Raw genomic sequence first — 22,480 nt, forward strand, 5'->3', positions numbered from 1 at the left:
CTGTTACTGTTTCTTGATCGAGAATTTCCCATTCAAACAAAGTCCGAATAAATTGCCCCTGCCGCCTGCAGATACTTGATAGCATTCCCAGACGCGCGGCGAAGGACTTTTGAATTCACAAACCCGCATCAACCCCCACTCCGGCACAATGCATTGTTTTTTTGTTTTCTCTGATGATGATTCAAACAGCGTTTCATGGTACATACACAATGCTGGAATAACTGTGATGGCTTCATCTTCAAGGGAAAAGTATTCGTCATCAAGCGCTGTAAGGGATTTCTACCAATTTTTTGAAATACCAGCGAAGTATTCATCGGTGAGCCGCCGTTTGAGTTTTGAACGCCCTTTGAGCACTACTGCTGATTTTTCATCTTCGAGTCGCTGGGTGATATCGGATAGAATCTTTTCGGGCGGGGTTTGTATCGTGTGTGTGTGTGTGTGTGAGAGTTCGTTCTCTCTGCGTGATGATTTTTATTTGATTGTCAGTAACGGAGTTCTGTGATGTGGTGTTTGGTTTTCATTCTGTTACGTTTGTTTTTTGGTTGGTGGAGGGTTTGTTGGTTGAGTTTCGGCAACCACTGCAAATGGGGTGGAGTAGGCAACTTTATTATTTGCGCATTATTGTCTCAGGGTTGGTCAATTCGTGACCAACTGAGGTCTGATTTTGTCGCTAGTAAGGTTAATTTGGGTACAAAAAGTAGTGAAGATTGGGAATCGGTTTTTGTATCGCCTTTAGGAATCTTGCTGAAACCAGTGGGTTTTATAGGACTCAGGTCCGCAGGCGCAGAAACATTCAGTATTGAGAAAACAGTTTTCGCGCCAAAATGGGGTCGCTCGGCGGCGGCGGTATGATTGATCAAGTGTTTCTTCTTGCTATGGCTTACTGACAGGTCGGTAGATGTGGCGTACTCGACTGGGGTCGGGGGCAGCCTTTCCAATTTTGGAGGCACTCAGCCTGTCCGGCTCGTAAAAAAGTGCTTAGACTGAGATGTTGGGGGCATCCCCATGCGTCAAATGATTCTGCCCTCCAGATGACGGTTGGATTTCCAAAACTTTAACTATGAATAATGGAACCTGAACCATGCACCAATTGCACCGAAGTTTTTTTATTGGTTTGCTCTTTACCATCTGCACCACATGTGTCACCAATGCCGCGGATGGTCAGTTTGCTGTTGAGTCGAATCTACGCGCTGGTGTTGCCAAAGTTGACATTACACCTGCCGAAGTAAACCAACTGGAAGTCGTCGGGCATCGTCGTAAAGTGACCGGTGTGCGCGACCCTCTACGAGCGGGTGTGTTAGTACTGGATGACGGCGAGACAAAAGCTGCGATCGTGACACTTGACCTGATATCTGCCTATGATGAACTGGTAAAGTTGACTCGACTGCAGATCGAGAAAGAAACTGGGATACCGGCGGCCAACATCATGGTTGCAGCATCACATAATCACTCCGGGCCGGGTTTTGATGCCAAATCGAAGTGGGGACAAGAACTGATTGAAAAGCTCGGCGCAGCAGCAAAACAGGCGGCGTCCAAAATGCGTCCCGTAACAGTCGGTTACGGTGAGGATAAGATTGGATTCGGCATTAATCGACGAAAGGTAATCAATGGTCGGGCCGTCGTGCGGCTCAATGAAGATGGGCCCAATGACCCTCGCGTGAAAGTCCTGCGTTTCGATGACGGGAAATCTCTGACCCCACTTGCAGTAGTGATGCATGCGGTATGCCATCCCTGTTTTTTTACGTGGGGTGATAAAGGGTCGATGCCTTACCCTAACGGCTATCCAAAAATGAGTGCTGACTTTCCTGGGGAAGCACAGTCGTTTGTGGAAATGTGTTACGGTCAGCAGACCAGTTCGCTGTTTTTACAAGGCTGTGCCGGCGACATTCGCCCCAATCTTCCGGGTTACCCGTATCGCTGTGCAGATGAAGCCGATATACAATGGGCGGGGCGGGATCTGGGCAGTGCAGTCGTTCGAACGCTGGCCCGCAGTGTAACCCGAGAACAACTTGCCAATCGTGCAACGCACTACCGAATCCGAGTCGCAAACTCTGTCATCTCGTTGCCCGGTAAAGAGGGCCGCATCGACTCAGAGTTACAGGCGATGAAAATCGGCCCGTACCTGTTGTTGACCATGCCTGGCGAACCGATGGTCGAATACGGATTGAAAATGGAAAAAGACATCGCAGACCGCGCTATTCCCATCATCGTGGGATACGCCAATGGACACGTCGGCTACATTGCTACCGCCGATTCCTATGACGTCGGCGGCTATGAACCAAATACATCCAAACTTGTGCCAGAGGCGGAAGCGATTATTCTCACCGAACTGAGTGTCCTCGCGGATCGCGTGATTGGTGATGTCTTTGAATCGTTTTCCAAGCACCCGAAAGACATCAAGAAACGCGAACAGGCTGATAAAGCCCGTACCCAAAAACCATAAGTAAGTGCGGCCTTCCTCTGAACGCTAGCTAATTCTAATGCCATTGAAATTAAGTAGAATGATATGAACCAAAACGAGCAACTCCAACAACGCAAGCTGGCTACCTTCGCTCAGGGTCAAGGCAACGCTCATAGCATCTTTATCCAGCGTGCTGAAAACGCTGAGCTCTGGGATGTTGAGGGCCGTCGCTATATTGATTTTGGTGCTGGCATTGCCGTGGTCAATACTGGTCACTGTCACCCCAAAGTAAAAACTGCAGTAGCCGAACAGTTGGAACACTTCAGCCATACCTGCGTGATGGTCACTCCCTATGAATCTGCTGTAGCACTGGCGGAAAAACTGAATGAGGCCGCTCCAATTTCCACCGAGTGCCGAACGATTTTTGTCACCAGTGGTGCGGAAGCTGTAGAGAATAGCATCAAGATTGCCCGTGCGCATACAGGTAGACGTGGAGTGATCGCTTTTCAAAGCGGTTTCCATGGTCGTACCAACATGACCATGGGTCTGACTGGCAAGATCACTCCTTACAAAAAATCATTCGGTCCCTTCCCGGCTGAAATCTATCATGTCCCCTTCCCGATGGAATATCATGGAGTCTCCGTTGAAGATGCCAACCGTGCTATCGAAACTCTATTCAAGGTGGATATCGCCCCCGAAGACGTTGCTGCTCTGATTATTGAACCGGTCCTGGGTGAGGGAGGTTTCTACCCGGCCCCCGACCACTTCCTCAGCACATTACGTAAAACCTGCGATCAACATGGCATTGTCTTCATCGCAGATGAAATCCAGACCGGTTTTGGCCGCACAGGTAAAATGTTTTGTATGCAGCATTCCGGTGTCGAACCGGACTTGATCACTCAGGCCAAAGGGATTGCCGGTGGTATTCCCATCGCCGCGGTAACTGGAAAAGCATCCATCATGAATTCCCCACATCAGGGCGGACTGGGTGGCACATATGGCGGCTCGCCTTTGGGTTGTGCAGCCGGTCTGGCGGTCCTGGAAGTGATTGCCGAAGAGCAACTGATTGAACGAGCCAACGAAATCGGTCAGCGTTTTATGTCTCACTTGAGCAAGATTCAGCAACAGTTTCCTGACCACGTGGGACACATCCGCAACCGCGGTGCCATGATTGCCATGGAGTTGGTCAAATCAGGTGATCCGAATCAACCAGACGCCCCATTGACCAAGTCCCTGGTTACTGCTGCTGCAGACCAGGGACTAATCCTGCTCTCCTGTGGTATGCATGGGAATGTCATCCGCTTTTTGCCACCGTTAACCATTCCGATGGAATTGATCGACGAAGGGATGGCAATTGTCGCCGATTGCATTGCCTCGTTATCAGCCCAGGATTGATCATCTATTTTTACCGGTCTCACAAATCGTGTTTTTCACAAAAACTCTAACTCCAAAAGCTGACCATTACTTGTCAAAAGTAACCGTTTTTTTGAGCTCCCTGCCTGCCTTTTCACCAGCATAAGCAAGGTTTTCGGATTATTTCATGTCTTGTATTTCTGGTTCTCTCTGAATGACCAAACTAGAATCAATTTATCAGTCATTGACTTAAGTTTGACTACTGACTAAGCCCAAAGGCACGACCATGCGAAAAACAATCTATGCGATGGCTACGATGGATACCAAAGGTGAAGAACTCTGTTTTGTGGCCGACTGTATTCGCCGGGCAGGTTTCGACGTAGTACTGGTTGATTTGAGTACCCGAAATAACTCGAGCCACGCAGATATCGCGGCGCGCACAATCGCTCAGGAACACCCAAATGGATCTGAGAAAGTGCTAGGGCAAACCGACCGTGGCCAAGCAGTAACTGCGATGTCGGAAGCGTTGCGAAATTGGTTACCTAACGAAGCCAGAGAAAAAAAAGTTCTGGGAGTCATCGCACTCGGCGGGAGCGGTGGGACGGCAATCGTGGCTCCTGCTTTGCAGGCACTGCCTATCGGACTACCCAAGCTGATTGTTTCGACCGTCGCCAGTGGAAACACACAGCCTTATGTAGGATATAGTGATATTACGATGATGTATTCGGTGGTTGACGTGGCGGGACTGAACTCAGTATCGAGGTGCGTGTTGAGTAACGCTGCCCACGCAATCGCGGGTATGGCTGGCCACTCCTCTGACTTCCCTGAAAAGAAACCTGCTATTGGCATGACGATGTTTGGCGTTACGACGCCATGTGTGGACATGGTTCGCGATTTACTGGAAACTAAAGGGTTTGATCCTCTCGTCTTTCATGCGACTGGCACCGGGGGTCAAGCCATGGAAAAACTCGTTTCAGATGGATTGATTGGAGGAGTCCTGGATGTCACTACGACTGAAGTGGCGGACGAAGTCGTGGGAGGAATCATGCCCGGTGGTCCACATCGTTTCGATGCAATCATCAAAAGCAGAATCCCATATGTGATGAGCCTGGGTGCACTCGACATGGTCAATTTCGGTGCTCGTGATACCGTTCCGGAACGATTTGCCGGTCGCCACTTTCTTATCCATAATCCGCAGGTAACACTGATGCGCACAACCACTGACGAAAACCGTGAATTTGCAAAATGGATTGCCGAGAAAGTCAACCAATCGACGGCTCCATTAGAAATCCTGATTCCCGAGCAGGGCCTCTCGATGCTCGACGCCAAAGGGGAAGCATTTTATGATCCCACAGCCGACCAGAGTCTGTTTGAGACATTAGAACAGGAAGTTGAGCAGACAGACATTCGACGCATCACCCGTCACCCCTGCCACATTAATGACTCAGCGTTTGCAGACGCGCTCGTGGCGGCATTTGAACGTGTAAGTGGAAGCCAATGTTAATAGAGACAATAAATTTGAGGAACTGATTTATGACAGAATCCAGAGAGACGATCCTGAAACGACTGCGAGAAAAAGTTTCTCAAGGCAAACCCATCATCGGGGGCGGCGCAGGGACTGGCTTGAGCGCCAAATGTGAAGAGGCCGGCGGTATTGACCTGATCGTGATTTACAATTCGGGGCGCTACCGTATGGCCGGACGGGGCTCTCTCTCGGGACTGATGCCCTACGGTAATGCGAATGAGATTGTTAAAGAGTTGGGACGTGAGGTACTTCCCATTGTCAATCAAACTCCTGTGCTGGCAGGAGTCTGCGGAACGGATCCATTTATGCTTCGCGAACTGTTTCTCAAGGAACTTCAGGCAATGGGCTTTGCAGGTATTCAGAATTTTCCGACCGTTGGCCTGATCGACGGACAATTTCGAGCCAATCTGGAAGAGACCGGAATGAGTTTTGATCTGGAAATCGATTGCATCCGCGCAGCCCACGATCTCAACATGCTCACTACCCCCTATGCCTTCGATGCCGAACAGGCACGGCAACTTGCTGCTGCTGGAGCTGACATTGTGGTGACTCACATGGGGTTGACCAGTGGCGGAACGATCGGTGCGGAAACGGGTAAGACGCTGGACGATTCGGTTACGGCTATCCGCAATATGGTTGACGCAGCCAAGAGCCAAAGGGAAGACGTGCTGCTGCTCTGTCATGGCGGACCCATTGCGATGCCTGAGGACGCTCAATACATTTTCGATCGCGTCGCTGGTATCGATGGTTTCTACGGGGCCAGTTCGATGGAACGTCTGCCTACGGAAGTAGCGATGACAGACCAGGTACGCCAGTTTGGAGATCTACGATTGTCAAAGGCTTAGCCGCCGTCACCGCTTTTCTCAATAACTTTATCACGGAAATTGAACATGTATCGTTTAACTGTACTCTATGGGCATCCGGAAAATCCTGCCGAATTTGATCGCTATTACCACGAGGTCCATATTCCGCTCGCGAAAAAGATGAAAGGACTCAAAGGGTGGACGATTGGAAAATGTATCTCCGCCGAAGCAGACAGCGCTCCCCCCTATTATCTCATTGTTAGTCTATATGCCGAATCCGCAGCCGCGATGCAGGCCATTCTCGATAGCCCGGAAGGAAAGGAAACTGTCGCGGATGTTCCCAATTTCGCGACAGGTGGTGTTACGTTTTTATACGACGAAGAAGAAGTACTCATCCCTTTCAGCTTAGAAGCATCAGACGTTTGAGTTCCGATATAACAGGAAACTTCTGAGATTCCTGCTAACTCACGTTCGAACCTTTTGGGACATGTTGATTTCTCTCTGCTCCTCCCTGTATAGTGAATTCCTATCAGCAGCAATACTTAACTGGAGAGTCTCATTCTATGATGACATTGAGTAAACAATTCCGTTCTGAATTAATTCTGTACATGGTCCTCATTTTATTCTTTCTGGTATCCAAGGCGGTAGCAGGCGAACGCCCCAATATCGTTTATATTCTCGCCGATGATCTCGGTTATGGGGACGTGAGTTGCTACAACCCTGCATCAAAAATTCAAACCCCACATATTGATCGACTGGCTGCCGAGGGTATGAAATTTACCGATGCACATACCCCTTCCGCTGTCTGCACTCCTACTCGTTACGGAATATTAACGGGACGTTACTGCTGGCGAACCCGTTTGAAGTATCGTGTGTTAGATGGATTTGATCCGCCTTTGATTGAAGAAGACCAGACTACCGTACCCTCTTTACTCAAGCAGGCCGGTTACGATACGGCTTGTGTGGGTAAATGGCACTTGGGCATGCAGTGGACTGACCAAAACGGTCAGCCCGTACCCGCTGTTCCCATCGATCGTCGGCAACGTCCCCGTGTAGGTGATGATGTGGATTTCACTCAGCCTGTAATCGGTGGACCTTTGGCAAACGGGTTTGATTTTTATTTTGGCATCTCGGCTTCGCTGAATATGTCTCCCTTTTGCTATCTTGAAAATGATCGACCCGTGATCATACCCACGATTCCATCGGAACGAATTCAAACTGAATTTCTCTCTGTCGATCAAGGCATGCGTTCCCCTGATTTTACCATTTCCGGTGTCATGCCCACATTAACCGGTCAGGCAGTGCGTTATATCGAACAACATTCTAAAGCATCTCCCAAGCGACCATTCTTTCTCTATTTTCCTTTGACAGCGCCCCATCTACCTCTGGTTCCCAACGACGAATTCCGAGGTAAAAGTGAGGCCGGCGAGTATGGTGATTTTGTTCTCGAAGTGGATGCCACCGTTGGTGCGATTATGGAGGCGTTAAAACGAGCCGGTGTGGCTGAGAACACACTAATTATTTTTACTTCTGATAATGGCGGTCTGTATCACTGGTGGACTCCGCAAGAAGCTGATGATCTCAAGAATTATCGACTCTCGCATCGCGCAAAGTATGTGAAAGAACGCGGCCATCAAGGCAATGCGCACCTGCGAGGTACCAAAGCAGATATCTGGGAAGGTGGCCACCGGGTACCATTCATCGTTCGCTGGCCCAAGCATACTCCCGCAGGTTCGACGAACGATGAACTTGTTGAGTTAACCGATCTTCTGGCAACTTGCGCGGCGATTACAGACACGAAGCTGCCAGCCGAAGCCGGCGCAGACAGTATCAATATCCTGCCAGCGCTACTCGGGAAAAAAAGCAACAAACCATTGCGAGAGTATGCAGTGCACCATTCGTTATGGGGACACTTTGCGATTCGACAGGGCCCCTGGAAGATGATCCCGAAGCGTGGCTCAGGTGGCTTCACCCGCCCCCGTGAAATTACACCAGCAAACGAAGAACCTGCGGGACAACTCTATCACCTGACAGACGACCCATCAGAAACCAAAAACGTCTGGAATGAGCATCCCGAAATCGTCCAGCGCCTTTCACTGTTACTGGAGAAAATTCAGAAGCAAGATCAGTGAACTCTCCTCTGTTTGCAGCAGATTCAAGACAATATTGGTATGTCGAAACCATTGCGGTTGATTAAATAGGCGCTAGACATGCTTGCGTTAACATGTTAGCATTCGTTTATATGTTGGACGTGGTTTCAATGTAGCCAGTCAGACAAGAAACGAATCATTTTTCGCTGCAGAAACAAACGGGCCTCAATCAGGGCTCCCAATTGATATCGGGGGAACAGGTTATGCAACGGCGGCAATTTCTGGTGGCATCGGGACTCGGCTTTGCTGGTATGCGCTTCGGAACGCCGACTTCCGCAGCTCCCCGGAAGAAAATTTCTCCTTCGCGCAAGCCTGCAAAATCAACCATTCTATTCTTTTTGTGTGGTGGTGCGTCTCATCTCGATCTGTGGGATCTGAAACCAAACGCGCCCTCGGACTATCGCGGTCCCTTTCAACCGATTGAAACGTCTGCCCCGGGAGTCCGGCTCTCTGAGCATCTGCCAATGCTGGCTAAACAAGCGCATCATCTGGCACTCGTCAATTCGGTTGGTGCTACGGTTAACACCAATGATCATCACGCCGGGTATTATCACAATCTGACCGGGCATATTCCGGATCAGTCATTCGTCACCAAAGGAAACAATCGCACTCCGCAACCGGATGACTGGCCTTATATGGGTTCGGTTGTTGCCTCACGTCGTCCAAGCCATCCGAATCTGCCCAATGCAATCTCTCTACCACACATGCCAAGCCGCGCACCTTATACGCGACCAGGACAGTTTGCAGCGCGATTGGGGGTTGAACACGATCCAATGTACATTCACGGAAGTAACGAGGAGCCTCTCAAACTTCGTGGACCGGCCATGTCTCTTGAAGGGGAAATCACCGTTGATCGACTGACCGAACGGATGTCACTTCTGAAACAACTTGATTCTGCCCGACGACAGTTTGATGAGTTTGCCAATATCGCGGCAATGAATCAAAATCAGAAGCGTGCTTTGTCGTTACTCCTTTCTTCGCAATCAACGTCCGCATTCGATCTGGAACAAGAAACGCCAGCCATGTTGGAGCGTTACGGTAAAACCATCAACGGTATGAGCCTGCTGGCTGCGCGCCGTCTAGTCGAAGCCGAGGTCCCCTTCATCACAGTCTTTTGGAAAGGTGACCTGAATCGACTTGGCAAGAAATGCAAAAGTGCCGGAAGTTGGGATACGCATGGTAACAATTTTAAATGCCTCAAAGAAGATCTGCTTCCCGAATTCGACCGAGCTTATTCCGCCTTAATTGAAGATCTGGCAGACCGTGGCCTGCTAGATGAAACTTTAGTTCTGGTAACCAGTGAAATGGGTCGCAAGCCAAAAATTGGTGATCCTCGCTCCGGTGGAACTTCAGGAGCCGGCCGCGATCACTGGACACACTGCCTGACTGACGTACTCGCCGGCGGCGGAATCCAGGGAGGCCAGACATTTGGTGCCAGCGACCGCTATGGCGAATTTCCTCTCAAGAGTCCAGTCACACCGGGGGACATTACTCATACAGTCTATCACGCTATGGGCATTCATGATTTGATGGCCTATGACAAGTTAGACCGCCCGTATCATCTACTCGAGAATTCAAAACCTCTAACTGCATTGTTCTAACATTCAGCAAATTGTAACTCATTGATCGAATTTTTGCATTGAGATTTCTGTAGTTAGTACCCAACTAAGCCATGAATTTGGCTTCAGTAATTCGATTTCCTGGACTGTGCCACTTCATCTGATTGCGATCGAAAATTAAATCAATTTACGTTCTCTCAGGCCTGAATTATCTGATTGATCTGATGCAATAAGAAATTTCAGAAATAATTGTCCCCTACTCTGTCAGTCGTTCGCCATCTTTGTGTACGATCAACTCGCATCAGCGAATTTCATGTTTTAGCAAAGGACCTTAAGATGGCCAAATTTATGTTCTTACAGCGTGGTAATTGTGATAATCCACCAAAGATGACTCCCGAACAAATGGAAGCACAAATGAAATCCTGTATGGAATGGATGCAGAGTGGAAAGGATGAAGGGTGGTTGCTGGACCCGGGTGCTCCACTTAGTGGTAGTAGTGCAGTCGTCAAGTCTGATATGACAGTCCTTGATGGTCCCTTTGCTGAATCGAAGGAACTTGTTGGCGGATACACTATCGTTGAAGCGCCCGATTTGGCAGCTGCATGTGAACTGGCTAAACGGACGATTAAAATGGCAGGTGCTGGAAAGATCGAAGTTCGTGAAATTGCGAATGTCGGCCAGTAAGTTAGTAAACTGTAAATGACTTTTTCTCCCTGGTGCGAGTTGGCGTTCGCCATGAAATCGAACGCCAGCCGCATTCGGGGCAGTCATTGAGCCATCCCTTTTATTAGGACTTTCAGTGGGAGTCTTGAAATGCCGAAGTATATGTTCATTTATCGTGGTGGGCAGGAAAAGTTGAAATTCGCCTCACCCGAACAGATACAACAGGTGCTGCAAATGTGGATGGATTGGATCGATCAAGGCATCGAAGCCGGCTGGGTACTGGATGCTGGTGATGGTTTGAAGCCGGGTGGTGCAATCGTCAACATGGACTTGACGGTGACTAAAGATGAATTATCTACTGAATCGGGATCGCTCATCAGTGGCTATTCGATGATTGAGGTACCCGATCTAAGCATGGCAATCGAATTAGCCAAAGATTCCCCAATGCCGAATTCGGGTGGCACAGTTGAAATTCGGGAACTCACTCATAATGGAAAGCAGTACAAATGAAGCAGTCGACCAACCAACTGGTCGAACACTTTTTTCGGCACGAGTCTGCGAATCTGATTGCAGTGCTGACGCGCGCCTTTGGTATGCGCCGGATTGACCTGATTGAAGACATGGTTCAGGTCGCAATCTTAGAGGCCATGCACGCCTGGAAACAACGCGGCGTCCCGGAAAATCCCGCTGCCTGGGTTCATCATGTGGCAAAGAATCGCATTCTCGATTCCATACGTCGTGAAAAAACATATGAAAAAGCGATCACATTATCTGGTCTCTCAATTGCCAGTCAATCAATTAATGCTCAGGAATCAATGGTTGATCAATGGCTTGAGAAAGAAGAGCTACCCGACAGTTTATTGCGTATGATATTTGTCTGCTGTCATCCATCGCTGGAACGAAAGTCGCAGATTGCACTGACGTTAAAAACACTTTGTGGATTTGGAATTTCTGAAATCTCTCGGGGACTACTATTACCCAGCGAAACGGTTAAGAAACGTATTCAACGTGCAAAACATTCTCTGGCAACAGCAAATGTGCGACTTGAACTACCCAGCGATGATCAGCTAACACAGCGACTAGATGTCGTACATGATGTACTTTATTTGATGTTTAATGAAGGCTATAGCACTTCCCACGGAACAGAGCCAATTCGCGACGAAATCTGCGAGGAGGCAGTCCGACTCTGTCATCTGCTTTGTGAAAGTCCTTACTCATCTCCGTCAACAAAAGCACTGCTCGCTTTGCAATTGTTCCATGCCGCGCGACTCGATGCGAGAACTGATGAAAACGGAGCAGTGATACTTCTGGAAGATCAAGACCGTGAAAAATGGAATCGTTGCCTGATCGGTACTGCACAAAGCTGGCTAGCAAACTCAAAAACCGATCAGCCAACGACATTTCATTTCGAAGCAGCCATTGCAATGCAGCACTGTATTTCTCCAAGTGTCGAAGCCACAGACTGGAACTCCATCGTCAACTTTTATAGCCGGCTCATACACCTACGCGATTCCCCTGTTTATGAATTAAACCAGGCGATTGCTATGGGCCAGGCAGGCGATACAGGTGATGCATTCTCTCAACTGCAGAATTTACGGAATAGAGACGATATGAAGCACTACTTCTTATTGGATTGCGCTTTTGCTCGTATTCACGAACTGGAAGGGAATACAAAAGCAGCGATCGACTCATACCTGACAGCATTGACTAAAACCGTCGTTCCGCATGAGAAGAAACTGCTGGAAAAAAAACTTCGAAAGCTTGCTGACCTGCGATAATAGAATAGATTTCAATTCTTATTTATTGCGGGCAGGAAGCGAGTAAATCTTCACATCGTCAACAACGGCATTTTTGGCTACAGCCAGTCGCAAAGTTCGTTTGGTAGGATGTGCTATCCCTTCGGATGAAAAAGAGCCTACTTGCTTTCCATCAATGAAAACGGTCATCGTGTCTTCGCGAACTTTTACGATTAGGTCATACCATTTTTTGGTTTGAAGTTTATGAGGAAATCTTTTTCTCTTCGATTTTAATAATTCCTGAAGCGCGGGCGTCAGTTTTTTGGCTTTTCTCAACTCGCGCGTCTTTAAGTCCATATTCCCGGTTTTGAGATCGATCATTTCCACGTTTCGGGTACTGATTTTCGTGGCAAACAAATGACCGGCGTGAACTTTCTTGTACTTCAAATCCGCAAAATTTAAACCAAGGCTATCCTTTTTGTCCTCTAGCATAAACCTGAGTTCGACGGATCCATCTCGAAACTCAGCAGGATGGGTTACTGAAACTGCGTGATCCGCCACTTTGTGAATGTAAATATACATTGCGCCATTTTTGAGATCGACCTGCTTATTCCCTGCAGCACGCCAGCGGCTATTAGTTCCCCAACCGTTACCAATTTCATCTTTGGTTTCCTGAGATTCGTTTCGTTCGAAATCATCTTCGAATATCAACGTGCCTCGTTCCTCTGCCAGAAGCGCAGGAGAAATAAATAATACGATCGCCCAGACGATTAAAAAATGTTTTTTCACTCGATGTAACCTTTTCTATTCATGCTAGCGTTTGTGAGTTTCACGGCCAACTTGATCTCACATTACTTGGAATTAAGTGATGATATCTTTCCACAAATTACCATGCACGTCGGTAAGTCGCATGTCTCGGCCGCTATATCGGTAAGTAAGTCTTTCATGGTCGATACCAAGTTGATGCAAAACTGTTGCCCAGAGATCGTAGACGGTCGATTTCTTTTCAACTACATGATACCCGAACTCGTCCGTCTGACCATAAGTAACACCACCTTTCATCCCTCCCCCAGCCAGCCAAAGGCTGAATCCATAGGGATTGTGATCGCGACCATTACCTTGAGCAAAGGGAGTGCGTCCGAACTCACCTGTAAACACAACCAATGTATCTTTGAGTAAATCACGTTGTTTGAGATCTTTCAACAAAGCCGCGATTGGCTGATCAACTTGTTTTGCCATGGCACCGTGGCCTTTTTTAATTTCGCCATGTTGATCCCATGGATTGGCAGCGCCGCCGGCACCAATACCGGGACTACTGCAGGAAAGCTCAATAAAGCGAACCCCCCGTTCGACAAGACGACGTGCCATCAGGCATTGCCTGGCATATTGTGCCATGTGTGGGTCTTTATCATTCACACCGTAAGCATTTTGGATCTCTTGTGTCTCACCAGTCAGGTCAGTCAACTCAGGAACAGCCTGCTGCATTTCGAAAGCCGTTTCCGCATTATGGGTAGAATCGATGATGGCATTCTCTGCCGCGACACGATCAGCGAATCCTCGGTCCAGTGATTTAATGAGGTCAAGCGCCTTGCGTTGTTCTTGTTTTGCCATCTTCGGCGTGATATTCGGAACCGCATTCTTATCGGTCAGGTTAAAGATCGACCCACCTGTAATTGCAGGTAAAAACCCATTTCCGTACAGACTCACACCACCATGCGGAATCCCTGCTGAATTTGTCCGTAAAACAATGTACGGTGGTAAATTTTTATTCGAACTGCCTAGCCCGTAAGCAACCCATGCCCCGGCACTGGGATAACCAAGAAACGGAAAGCCACTATGCAAAAAGAAATTACTCTGAGCATGTTCAGAGAAATTAGTCGTCATAGACCGCACGATGGCCAAATCGTCGACCATCTCTGCCATTTGAGGAAACATGTTTGTCATTTTGATTCCGGACTTGCCGTACTGTCTCGTTTCCCAAAATGTATCGAGAATGTTCCCTACCGCGTCAAACTGGGTACGTTCGATTGTGCCGGGCATAGGTTTACCATGCATCGTTTTTAACATCGGTTTGGGGTCAAATGAATCAACGTGTGAGAATCCACCCGACATATAAAGCAAGATGATCGATTTTGCTTTGGCCGGGTGATGCAATGTCGGTATTGGAATTTCAGATGCGTCTGACGAATTGATGAGACTGGACAACATAGTCGCACTCACGCCAGAGGCAGTCAGCTTTAAGAACTCACGACGGTTATGTGTATTAATAGACATAGATAAATTCCTTAGAATTAAGGATTGCATGCGCGACGTGGTAATCGCTTCCTCCTGATTGGAGATATTCGATGAACAGTTTCAACTCCTCCGATGTCGCAGGCCGCGCATACGCTTGAATAAACATCGCATTGATTTTCTCGGCGAGAGTGCTAAGCTTTTTATCCTGTTGTATTCGTTTGGCCCATGCTTTAGCGGCTTTCTCAACGACCGGCCCATTTAACATTGCCAGTGACTGAGAAGGCACATTGGTATTACTGCGAACGCTGACAGTTGAGGTGGGAACTGGAGCATTAAATGCTTGTAAAAATGGATTCAGACGATTACGAACTACGGGCAGATAGATAGCACGCTGGTTACCTTCCGTAACAAAGTGAATCGAATCGAAGATCGATTCTGCATCAAGCCTTCGAGGTGTGTAGTATGAAAGAAAAAGATTTTCTGCATCCTTTTCTCGCATCTTTAAGGAAGTCTGACTGGCAGAGCGGAATGTGCGACTGGTTACCATTTTTCGTAGTGCTTTTTTGATCGACCAGCCATTGCGCTCGAAGTCCAGCGCCAAATGATCGAGTAATTCCGGATGGGTCGGTTTTTTACCCAGCCGGCCGAAATTGTCTGTTGAAGCCACAATACCTCTACCAAAAACATAAGCCCAAAGCCGATTAATCAAAACGCGCGTCTTCAAAGTATTTGCTTCACTCACCATGTCCTCAGCAAGTTGTAATCGTCCGGAATTCTTAGCGCTGTAAGACTGATCATTAAAAATCTCTAAAAACTTTCTTTTAACAGGGTCTGATTCCTGCTTCTGTTCTCCGCGAATCAGCAGTGGTTGATCAATGGGGTCAGCCTCGAAAACGCCTGGTGCCCTTCGTGGAACAGGGATCGCTTTTTCCAGTGCTCGATAGCGGTTTATTTTTTTCCGTAAAGAAGGAGGGAGTTGCCCAACCTGATTTGTCAGCAATTTGAGCCTTACGAATGTATCGAGCCATTCAGCTTCCTTATCAGTCATACTATCGGCTTGCCAATGAGTGATTGCCTGTTTGAGCATTGCCACATACGCACGTATCAGGCTTTCTTGATTAACAATTTCATGCGAATTATCAATCAGATCTAATAGCGAAGCCCCTTCTTCCTGCATGGTATCATTACCGGCATACACTTCAGTAATTCCAAACCAGGAACGATCATTTGTTCTTGGAATTGGAAGAAAGTCTTTTGCGGTTAGTAACTCATAATGAACTAGTTCTCCACGCCAGTATTTCCATTTCCGTTGCGTATTTCTCCACTGAAGCGTCGGATTATTCATATCTTCGGCCGGATGCAGTCCTCCATGTGCCAAAGGATAATTGCGGATCGGTACTTTGAGCCGTGCGCTATTGCCGGCAACCCGAACCATAGTCTTCTCACCTCTCGCTTTGAAATTGCCTGAACTGAGGACAGCCGCATGCTTATCTGAAATGAGATGCGAATAGATACCTCGTGGGAAAATCCCGGTAATTGCCTTTTCACCTTCAAAATGCAACGCAAAAGAGCCTGCAGGACTCACTTGGAATGTTGTTCCGTTTCCCATCGAATACCATTGATCGAAAGTTGCCTGATTGCGTAGGTCGAGATAGAACTCAGCATTTGCAATCGCCTTCTGATTCTGTTCTTTAATTTCTTTCAATTTTGTTCGCTGTTGGTTAATCGTTGTCGAGTATGCTTCTGGCTTAACCGATTGAAGCCCTGACCAGAGCCCGAATGGGTGCGTCACACTTCGCATCGAATTGACGAGATTCCACTTTGCCTGCTCTGCTTCAAACTGTTGGCGAACTTTATTTTGCTCGTTCTTCTTCAATGTTCCAAAATTAGCCGGTAATTTTGGGGGATTTTTTCTTTCAGCTAATTCCTTGAATATTGGCAACGTTTGTAACCTGGTCGGTAATTTTTCACTTTCACCAATCCAAAAGTTGGCTAATTCTTGATGAATCTCTCGCTTGATTTTCATAATTTCAGTTTTGTTTGCCTCAAGCTTTTCCCTGGTATCAATCAGCACGGTTGCAGGTTTGTTGCTCACCATCACTCCAAAAAATCGGTAGAAATCTTTCTGGCTGATTGGGTCGAATTTATGATCATGGCAACGTGCACACGAGACCGTTATCCCCAGCATCGCTTTGGAAATGACATCAATCTGATTATCTGTGAATGTGATCTGTTCTGCGTATGCGTTGGTAACCCCAAACCCATGCGGAACCATACGTAGATGGGCGGGACCGATCGCTGACTCATTAATCCCAAGTTCCTGATTGACTCGAGGATCTTTTAGTAAATCTCCTGCTAAGTGTTCTTTCAGAAGTTGATCATAGGGGACATCAGCATTGAGCGCCCGGATCAGGTAATCACGGTACGCGCTCGCATAGGGAATGGGCGGGTCCCCTTCACTGCCATGTGTTTCTGCATAGCGATACCAGTCCATCCAATGCCGCGCCCAGCGTTCTCCAAATTGTGGTGAAGCGAGTAAGTCGTCAACCAGTTGTTCATACGTTTGAAGAGAATAATTTTTCACAAATTCTTGAACAACTTCCGGTTTCGGCGGTAACCCCGTCAGAATCAAGTGCAGGCGACGTACCAGAACTTCTGGCGAGGCTTCGGGAGAAGCTGGTAAATGCTCGTGCTGCAGGCGAGCAAAGATGAAGCGGTCAATCGAATTTTTCGACCATGTTTTAGTAGAAACATTGGGAATGGGAGAATCCTTTAATGGTTGAAAAGACCACCAGGTCAAACGTTGATTTCGTACCTGTTTCCATGGTAGCTTTTTATTCAGATCAGCCAGCGTTGGCTTAGTCAAACGTGGATCATGTGCTCCCTGATTGACCCAATGTTCGAAATCTCGAATCACAGCATCATCGAGCTTAGGCGACTTTGCTGGCATCTCGTAACCTTGCTCATGGCGCAACGCCCAGATCAAAATACTTTCTTTTGCTTTTCCAGGAACGATGACCTTACCGGACTCACCACCTGCTAATAACGCTGCCTTATAGTCAAGCGCAAGGCCTCCCTTCTTCTTCCCGAGACTATTATGACACTCATAGCAATGCTGTACCAAAACGGGTCGAATTTTCTTCTCGAAAAAATCGTTCTTCTCCGCCGAAAATGCAACTGTTGCTGTAAATGGAAAGAGAAATATGACACTACTCACAATTCGAAACTTCATGAAAGTTTTTCCCAAATGATATTCATCAACAATTTTTTGTTTATACTGTGTGACGCTTTAATCGATCGATGAGAACCGCCGCCGTAAGGACGGCTCCCAAGACAATCTTCTGATTAAACGGATCCACATCTGTCAAATTCATTCCATTTTTGATCACTGCAATAATGAAAGCGCCGATCAGAGTACCAAAGACCTTACCCTGCCCTCCCATTAAAGACGTGCCACCAACGACGACTGCAGCAATCACTTCCAACTCGTACATTAATCCGTACTTGGGATCACCTGCAGAGAGTTGAGACGTCAGCATGATCCCTCCCAAACCCGCGAGTGCCCCACAAATCGTATAAACTGTCAATAGAACTCGTTTGACAGGAACACCAGACAAACGCGCGGCTTCCTCGTTCCCACCAATTGCATAGGTATAGCGTCCAAAAATCGTCCTCGACATTAGAAAATGTGCAACCAAATAAAGTACTATCATTACAAGAACCGGGTTTGGCAAACCGAATGTTTCTCCACGTCCTAACCAAAAAGATGCTGATGGCAACTCGGGGATTGAACGTCCCTCTGCAAGTCGAAATGACAGGCCACTGGCCATCATCATCATTCCCAATGTCACGATAAAAGGCGGTATTTGAAAAGCCGTGACCATCAAACCATTGAAGGCACCAGCAGCAGCACAAACACCAATTCCTATGCAAGCACTAAGCACAACCATCATGACACTTGCTTCAGCCCCACCACAGTAATCCCGAATGAAGAGCGCAGAGCTTACCGAAGCGAGTGCAATCAGGGAGCCAACCGACAGATCAATTCCTGCGGTGATAATCACCATCGTCATGCCAATTGCAATAATCGCGTAAATCGAAGTCTGGTTTGCAACACTCATAAGGTTGCTGAGTTTCAAAAAATTAGGCCATGTGTATGACGTTGGTGTGATGCATTTCGACGAACCAACCGACTCAAAGCGGTCATATACTGTCCATTTGGCGGTCACATTGTTAGCCGCAATCGCATCGATAGATTGCCCTTTAGCAAGCAGTGATTCAATTGCTCTCCGTGCATCAGAGGCGGAACCGTTCACCTGCCCAAGAACATCTACCCCGCCTGACTTCAATCGCTCAACCACAGCTTCAGCGAAGGCCCGATCTTCTTTAGTATCTCGTGTGACGATAAGAACGCGAGCTTTATTGCCATATTGTTTTAAAATAGTTTTACCTACCTGATTACCGGCACTTGCTCCGGTTGGATGTTGTTCTTTTACGGTCAAAGAACTAAAGAGAATCACGAGCATCAACAGCATGAAAATCATGCCATAATCCCGGAAGAATGGGTGGTGAAACAAATTGGATTGATGTTCGTTTGTCATTTGTCAGATCACTGCCAGTTTCATGATTTCTTCCTGCGTCGCGTTTGCAACATCGCGAATCTCTCCAGTGATTCGCCCTTTGTACATTACGAGAATACGATCACTCATCCCCAATACTTCCGGCAGTTCTGAGCTGATCATGAGAATTGCTTTTCCTTGACTCGCCAGTTCATTAATAAGGGTATAAATTTCATACTTCGCCCCTACATCAATACCACGCGTCGGTTCATCAAAAATGACAACTTCTGCATTTTTTTCCATCCATTTTGCAAGTACGACTTTTTGTTGATTGCCTCCTGAGAGGCTGCGGGCAAGTTGTTCCTGATGGGGAATTTTAATACTCAGTCGTGAAACATAATCAGCAAAAGTAATTCGTTCCTTTTTCTGATTGACGCAACCCCATTTAGAAAACGCATTCAGGTTTGGTAATCCAAAATTCTCGCGCACACTCAAATCTAAAATTAATCCCTGACTCTTACGATCTTCGGTGAGGAGACAGATACCTGCTTGAATGGCATGTCGCGGACTATGAATTTCCAGCATTTCTCCATCTAAAAGGATCGTCCCTGAATCGGCTTGATCCGCTCCAAAGATGATTCGTGCTGTCTCAGTACGCCCCGCTCCAACCAGCCCTGTTAATCCAAGTACTTCTCCGGCATGAATCTCAAAACTGACATCTCGAACTGCTTCAGCACGATTGAGACCTTCTACAGCAAGACGAGACTTTCCAATCTGATGGTAATGTTTTGGAAACTCGTTGTTGATTTCGCGCCCCACCATCAACTCGATCATTCTCTTTCGTGTGAGTTGGTCTATTGATGCTTCGCCTACGACTTCACCGTCGCGCAGAATGACAACGCGGTCTGAAATCTCAAAAATCTCATCAAGACGATGGCTGATATAGATCACTCCGATTCCATTTTGCTTCAAGTCGCGGATGATATCGAATAGTCTAGAAACTTCCTGGGGCGTGAGTGCCGCCGATGGTTCATCCATAACAATCAGCCGAACGTCCTGGGATAATGCTTTTGCAATCTCAACGATCTGCTGCTGAGCAACAGATAATTCACTACATGGCACATCAATCGGAATTGACACACCAATTTGCTCAAACAGCTCTTTCGTGCGGCGCCGTTCTTCGCTTCTGCGAACCAAACCGAAACTTGCCTCGCGTCCGAGAAAGATATTTTCCCAGACTGACAGTTCTGGTATCAGATTAAACTCCTGATAAATGATTCCAATCCCCGCCTTGTTCGCTTCTATCGGACTCGAAAATTGCATCTCCACTCCCTCAATGCAAATCGAACCCATGTCCGGCAAATGAGCCCCGCCAAGCATCTTAATAAGCGTACTTTTGCCAGCCCCGTTTTCACCCAGCAATGCCAGAACTTCACCTCGTTCCAACCTCAAGTCGACTCCCCCCAGAGCGCGCACACCGGGAAAGGACTTTTCGATCCCATTCATGGCAAGCAATGGTGATTCTGCGACTGAGGCAGGTGACGACATAACAACCTACCCTTTATTAAAAAGAGGATCTTTTTCAGCATCTGCTTTATAGTAAAGCTTGGAAGGAATCAAGATTTCCGGTTTTACATCATCACCGTTAAAATATTTAATGATTTGTTCAATGGTAACTTTTCCAATCTGATCAGGAAATTGAATCGGATCACACAAGATCTTACCTTCCAGTATCGCCTGCTTACCAATCTCCTGCCCATCGAAAGCAATGATCGTAACCTGGTCCGCTTTGCCAGCAGCTTCCAATGAAGCGCGCGCCCCCAAAGCCGATGGATCGTTAATCGCAAAAATCGCAGAAAGGTCAGGATTCGATTCAATCACATCTTTTGTTACTTTAGAACCTTCATCACGATCCCCACCTCCATCAAGCGTCGCTACAACTTCTATCTTTGCATTTTTTGTTTTGTCGTTGTGAGCATTCACTATTTCATGAAACCCTTTGACGCGCAACTGACACGATTCTGCTTGTGGAAAATGTAGAATCGCCACTTTGCCTCCCGAATCGCCAAGAAGTTTGACCATCGCTTCACCAGCCAATTTACCGCCTTGATAATTGTCGGTTGCCACATGACAAACGACTTTTCCTTCATCACCGTCGTATTTGATGTCGTTGGTAAAGACCGGGACTCCTTTTTCATTTGCTTTTTTAATTGCAGGTCCGATTCCATTCGAATCGCAGGGATTCAGAATAATCGCCGAAACTCCCTTTACCAGAAACTCATCCACATGATCGGCTTGCTTTTTCACATCGCGTTCTGCAGAGAGCACAATCAATTCGTACCCGTGCTTTGCCGCCTCTTCCTGCATATTGTCTGCAATCACCTTGAAAAAGGGATTCGTCAAGGTAAGCGCTGAAAAACCAATTGTCCCTTTGCTTTCAACAGGGTCAGAATCTTTTGATTTACTATCAGATGACGATTCAGAAGGGGTATTACCACAACCTGAAGTCACTACTAACAGGCTCAGAATCAATGCCAGAGAAAGCCGGACCATTCGCTTAATCTCCAAAAAAATCAACAGATGGACGAAACAAGCTTGATTGAAAGTGAAAGATATCGTATTCATATAAGAATTGAATTTCAAGTGTGAATGAATTTTGCTCTCGCATTTCTTTGACATTCACCTGAATCAATTCCATTTGGGAATAATAATGACTGAAATCAAAATAGCGGAAACGAAAAAATCCACAGTACCAAACCTCCAAAGAGGAATGTCCATCCTGGAATTCCTTTCGAAACATCAAATGAGCGCGACCATAGCAGAATTGTCTGAGCGATTGGGTTATCCTTCAGCATCCGTATTCCGTATTACACAGGAACTTGCAGAAATGGGTTACCTTTCGCGCGATCCCGCAACAAAACGGTTTAGCCTGACCAATAAGTTTCTTATGCTAGGTCAACCACAGGGGCGCGAACAAGGATTGGTAGAAGCGTCCCTACCTGCGATGCGCGGAATTCGAAAAGCAACGGGAGAAACGACACAAATTTGCTGTCTGATCGAGGTCGAAATTGTAATCTTAAATCAGTTAGTCTCAACTCATCCGTTTAAATACTCTGCGGAACTCGGTGCCCGCTGCCCTGCTTACTGTTGTGCCCCTGGAAAGGCTATCCTCGCAAGTCTTCCCGAAGAAGATCGTGAAGAGTTGGTCTCTCGTATTCGTTTCAAAAAATTTACCCCTAATACGATTACCACCCGTCGAAGCTTGCGAGAAGAGCTTGCAAGAATCTCAGCATGTGGCTTTGCACTCGATCAAGCTGAATGGATGGAAGGAATTCGTTGCGTCGCGGCACCAGTTCGAGACCGTCACGGATATCCTGTAGGAGCAATCACAATTGCAGGTCCCGCATCGCGAATTTTGGAGTCAGAATTTGAACAATTGGGAGAACTCGTCTCAGGAGCTGCTTCCAGTGTCGAACTTGATTGCGCCTAAAAATAC

The 22,480-nt window shown here is 47.3% G+C and carries 18 protein-coding genes; 11 read left to right on the forward strand and 7 right to left on the reverse strand.

The window, feature by feature from the left end; all coding sequences use genetic code 11:
* Positions 1–626: 626 nt before the first annotated feature.
* The gene (locus tag V202x_RS14700) at positions 627–950 is read right to left on the reverse strand and encodes a hypothetical protein (protein ID WP_145176268.1); all 324 of its coding nucleotides are present in this window, start codon (positions 948–950) and stop codon (positions 627–629) included.
* Between the two features lie 131 nt (positions 951–1,081).
* Between V202x_RS14700 and V202x_RS14705 the strand changes: the two genes are divergently transcribed.
* The 10 genes from V202x_RS14705 to V202x_RS14750 all read left to right on the forward strand — a co-directional run bounded on the left by V202x_RS14705 (position 1,082) and on the right by V202x_RS14750 (position 12,232).
* Positions 1,082–2,443 (forward strand): hypothetical protein, encoded by a 1,362-nt coding sequence (locus V202x_RS14705; RefSeq protein WP_145176271.1) that lies wholly within the window; start codon positions 1,082–1,084, stop codon positions 2,441–2,443.
* A gap of 63 nt (positions 2,444–2,506) precedes the next feature.
* The gene (gene gabT / locus V202x_RS14710; protein WP_145176274.1) at positions 2,507–3,796 is read left to right on the forward strand and encodes a 4-aminobutyrate--2-oxoglutarate transaminase; all 1,290 of its coding nucleotides are present in this window, start codon (positions 2,507–2,509) and stop codon (positions 3,794–3,796) included.
* A gap of 244 nt (positions 3,797–4,040) precedes the next feature.
* Complete coding sequence (locus tag V202x_RS14715) at positions 4,041–5,258, forward strand: Tm-1-like ATP-binding domain-containing protein (RefSeq protein ID WP_145176277.1); 1,218 nt, start codon at positions 4,041–4,043, stop codon at positions 5,256–5,258.
* Positions 5,259–5,287: 29 nt separating this feature from the next.
* A complete protein-coding gene (locus V202x_RS14720; protein WP_145176281.1) occupies positions 5,288–6,124 on the forward strand; it encodes a phosphoenolpyruvate hydrolase family protein in 837 nt (278 codons plus the stop codon).
* Positions 6,125–6,169: 45 nt separating this feature from the next.
* Positions 6,170–6,508: an EthD family reductase gene (locus tag V202x_RS14725; RefSeq protein ID WP_145176284.1), complete on the forward strand. Its 339-nt coding sequence runs from the start codon at positions 6,170–6,172 to the stop codon at positions 6,506–6,508.
* A gap of 137 nt (positions 6,509–6,645) precedes the next feature.
* Positions 6,646–8,214, forward strand: coding sequence for a sulfatase family protein (locus V202x_RS14730; RefSeq protein ID WP_145176287.1), 1,569 nt, complete (start codon positions 6,646–6,648; stop codon positions 8,212–8,214).
* A gap of 221 nt (positions 8,215–8,435) precedes the next feature.
* Positions 8,436–9,833: a DUF1501 domain-containing protein gene (locus V202x_RS14735; RefSeq protein ID WP_145176290.1), complete on the forward strand. Its 1,398-nt coding sequence runs from the start codon at positions 8,436–8,438 to the stop codon at positions 9,831–9,833.
* 294 nt (positions 9,834–10,127) lie between these two features.
* Complete coding sequence (locus V202x_RS14740; RefSeq protein ID WP_145176293.1) at positions 10,128–10,475, forward strand: YciI family protein; 348 nt, start codon at positions 10,128–10,130, stop codon at positions 10,473–10,475.
* Positions 10,476–10,604: 129 nt separating this feature from the next.
* Positions 10,605–10,964, forward strand: coding sequence for a YciI family protein (locus V202x_RS14745; RefSeq protein WP_145176296.1), 360 nt, complete (start codon positions 10,605–10,607; stop codon positions 10,962–10,964).
* Positions 10,961–12,232, forward strand: coding sequence for an RNA polymerase sigma factor (locus V202x_RS14750; protein ID WP_145176299.1), 1,272 nt, complete (start codon positions 10,961–10,963; stop codon positions 12,230–12,232). Before V202x_RS14745 ends, V202x_RS14750 begins: the two co-directional genes overlap by 4 nt.
* An 18-nt stretch (positions 12,233–12,250) precedes the next feature.
* Here the strand turns inward: V202x_RS14750 and V202x_RS14755 are convergent, their stop codons facing one another.
* The 6 genes from V202x_RS14755 to V202x_RS14780 all read right to left on the reverse strand — a co-directional run bounded on the left by V202x_RS14755 (position 12,251) and on the right by V202x_RS14780 (position 21,537).
* Positions 12,251–12,961, reverse strand: coding sequence for a hypothetical protein (locus tag V202x_RS14755; RefSeq protein ID WP_409996683.1), 711 nt, complete (start codon positions 12,959–12,961; stop codon positions 12,251–12,253).
* Between the two features lie 90 nt (positions 12,962–13,051).
* Positions 13,052–14,464, reverse strand: a complete 1,413-nt coding sequence (locus tag V202x_RS14760; RefSeq protein WP_145176303.1) for a DUF1501 domain-containing protein — start codon at positions 14,462–14,464, stop codon at positions 13,052–13,054.
* Positions 14,454–17,657 (reverse strand): PSD1 and planctomycete cytochrome C domain-containing protein, encoded by a 3,204-nt coding sequence (locus V202x_RS14765; RefSeq protein WP_145176306.1) that lies wholly within the window; start codon positions 17,655–17,657, stop codon positions 14,454–14,456. Before V202x_RS14765 ends, V202x_RS14760 begins: the two co-directional genes overlap by 11 nt.
* Positions 17,658–17,697: 40 nt before the next feature.
* Complete coding sequence (locus V202x_RS14770; protein WP_232098518.1) at positions 17,698–18,969, reverse strand: ABC transporter permease subunit; 1,272 nt, start codon at positions 18,967–18,969, stop codon at positions 17,698–17,700.
* 60 nt (positions 18,970–19,029) lie between these two features.
* The gene (locus V202x_RS14775; RefSeq protein ID WP_197992878.1) at positions 19,030–20,532 is read right to left on the reverse strand and encodes a sugar ABC transporter ATP-binding protein; all 1,503 of its coding nucleotides are present in this window, start codon (positions 20,530–20,532) and stop codon (positions 19,030–19,032) included.
* A gap of 6 nt (positions 20,533–20,538) precedes the next feature.
* Positions 20,539–21,537 (reverse strand): substrate-binding domain-containing protein, encoded by a 999-nt coding sequence (locus tag V202x_RS14780; RefSeq protein WP_197992879.1) that lies wholly within the window; start codon positions 21,535–21,537, stop codon positions 20,539–20,541.
* 157 nt (positions 21,538–21,694) lie between these two features.
* Between V202x_RS14780 and V202x_RS14785 the strand changes: the two genes are divergently transcribed.
* The gene (locus tag V202x_RS14785) at positions 21,695–22,474 is read left to right on the forward strand and encodes an IclR family transcriptional regulator (RefSeq protein ID WP_144987077.1); all 780 of its coding nucleotides are present in this window, start codon (positions 21,695–21,697) and stop codon (positions 22,472–22,474) included.
* Positions 22,475–22,480: the final 6 nt, after the last annotated feature.

This window comes from Gimesia aquarii (assembly GCF_007748175.1).
GTDB classification, from domain to species: domain Bacteria; phylum Planctomycetota; class Planctomycetia; order Planctomycetales; family Planctomycetaceae; genus Gimesia; species Gimesia aquarii_A.

Coding starts and splice junctions, on each gene's coding strand:
- V202x_RS14760 (WP_145176303.1), bottom strand. CDS start 14,464: ATGTCTATTAATACACATAACCGTCGTGAGTTCTTAAAGCTGACTGCC.
- V202x_RS14770 (WP_232098518.1), bottom strand. CDS start 18,969: ATGATTTTCATGCTGTTGATGCTCGTGATTCTCTTTAGTTCTTTGACC.
- V202x_RS14765 (WP_145176306.1), bottom strand. CDS start 17,657: ATGAAGTTTCGAATTGTGAGTAGTGTCATATTTCTCTTTCCATTTACA.
- V202x_RS14785 (WP_144987077.1), top strand. CDS start 21,695: ATGACTGAAATCAAAATAGCGGAAACGAAAAAATCCACAGTACCAAAC.
- V202x_RS14715 (WP_145176277.1), top strand. CDS start 4,041: ATGCGAAAAACAATCTATGCGATGGCTACGATGGATACCAAAGGTGAA.
- V202x_RS14740 (WP_145176293.1), top strand. CDS start 10,128: ATGGCCAAATTTATGTTCTTACAGCGTGGTAATTGTGATAATCCACCA.
- V202x_RS14775 (WP_197992878.1), bottom strand. CDS start 20,532: ATGTCGTCACCTGCCTCAGTCGCAGAATCACCATTGCTTGCCATGAAT.
- V202x_RS14720 (WP_145176281.1), top strand. CDS start 5,288: ATGACAGAATCCAGAGAGACGATCCTGAAACGACTGCGAGAAAAAGTT.
- gabT (WP_145176274.1), top strand. CDS start 2,507: ATGAACCAAAACGAGCAACTCCAACAACGCAAGCTGGCTACCTTCGCT.
- V202x_RS14725 (WP_145176284.1), top strand. CDS start 6,170: ATGTATCGTTTAACTGTACTCTATGGGCATCCGGAAAATCCTGCCGAA.
- V202x_RS14705 (WP_145176271.1), top strand. CDS start 1,082: ATGCACCAATTGCACCGAAGTTTTTTTATTGGTTTGCTCTTTACCATC.
- V202x_RS14730 (WP_145176287.1), top strand. CDS start 6,646: ATGATGACATTGAGTAAACAATTCCGTTCTGAATTAATTCTGTACATG.
- V202x_RS14750 (WP_145176299.1), top strand. CDS start 10,961: ATGAAGCAGTCGACCAACCAACTGGTCGAACACTTTTTTCGGCACGAG.
- V202x_RS14735 (WP_145176290.1), top strand. CDS start 8,436: ATGCAACGGCGGCAATTTCTGGTGGCATCGGGACTCGGCTTTGCTGGT.
- V202x_RS14780 (WP_197992879.1), bottom strand. CDS start 21,537: ATGGTCCGGCTTTCTCTGGCATTGATTCTGAGCCTGTTAGTAGTGACT.
- V202x_RS14745 (WP_145176296.1), top strand. CDS start 10,605: ATGCCGAAGTATATGTTCATTTATCGTGGTGGGCAGGAAAAGTTGAAA.